Origin of the sequence: Pseudoalteromonas rubra (genome assembly GCF_004212645.1) — a bacterium.
Lineage (GTDB): Bacteria > Pseudomonadota > Gammaproteobacteria > Enterobacterales > Alteromonadaceae > Pseudoalteromonas > Pseudoalteromonas rubra_G.
Window position 1 is genome coordinate 1 of record NZ_PPUZ01000189.1, and the last position, 236, is coordinate 236.

At 55.1% G+C, this 236-nt stretch carries 1 protein-coding gene; it reads right to left on the reverse strand.

Features of this window, described 5'->3' with window-relative positions; translation table 11 throughout:
* Positions 1–236, reverse strand: a 236-nt coding sequence (locus tag C3B51_RS23760) for a hypothetical protein (RefSeq protein WP_165389240.1), incomplete at both ends; no start/stop codon positions are given.

A 236-nucleotide genomic window follows, 5' to 3' on the forward strand; every position in this document is an offset into this window, starting at 1 on the left:
AGATGTCCTGAATATTGGCCATGCCACCGGGGACGGTTGCCGCAATATCAGCAAGCTGTTGTTCATCCAGCTCAGTGAGCGTAACCATCTCCGGGGTGATTTTGCTGCAGTCCGCCGGAATTAAATTGGCGGGCACACAACTTAGTTCCTCATTCCCAAGTGCCCGAACCTGGCGTGCCATGTCCTGTAGCGTGTGTGCCCTGAACAGGGCCTGCACATCAGCCTGATACTGACGT